The 450-nt window shown below is 62.4% G+C and carries 1 protein-coding gene; it reads left to right on the forward strand.

Translation table 11 applies throughout. The features are described 5' to 3' along the window. The coding region (locus tag HU767_RS28595; RefSeq protein ID WP_186731119.1) for an AMP-binding protein at positions 1 to 450 on the forward strand (450 nt) is incomplete at both ends.

Here is a 450-nt window from a genome sequence, read left to right on the forward strand (position 1 = left end):
TGCACGGGGGCAGACACCCCGGACAGCACGCCCATCGGCAAGCCGATTGCCAACACGCGGATCTACCTGCTCGATGCCCATCGACAACCGGTGCCCCTGGGCGTGGCCGGGGAGATTTACATCGGTGGGGTGCAGGTGGCGCGGGGTTACCTGAACCGTCCGGAATTGACCGTCGAGCGTTTCCTGCGGGATCCGTTCAGCGACTTGGTGAATGCCCGGATGTACCGCACCGGCGACTTGGGTCGTTATCTGCCGGATGGCAACATCGATTACCTGGGGCGCAACGATGACCAGGTGAAGATCCGGGGTTTTCGCATCGAACCGGGCGAGATCGAAGGGCGGCTGGCGCAGCATGAGGTGGTGAAGGAAGCCGTGGTGCTGGCCCGTGAAGATGTACCGGGGGAAAAACGCCTGGTCGCCTATTTCACCCATCATGCGCCAGAAGCTTTC

Origin of the sequence: Pseudomonas sp. SWRI179, from assembly GCF_014268705.1 — a bacterium.
In the GTDB taxonomy this organism is placed as follows: Bacteria; Pseudomonadota; Gammaproteobacteria; order Pseudomonadales; family Pseudomonadaceae; genus Aquipseudomonas; species Aquipseudomonas zanjanensis.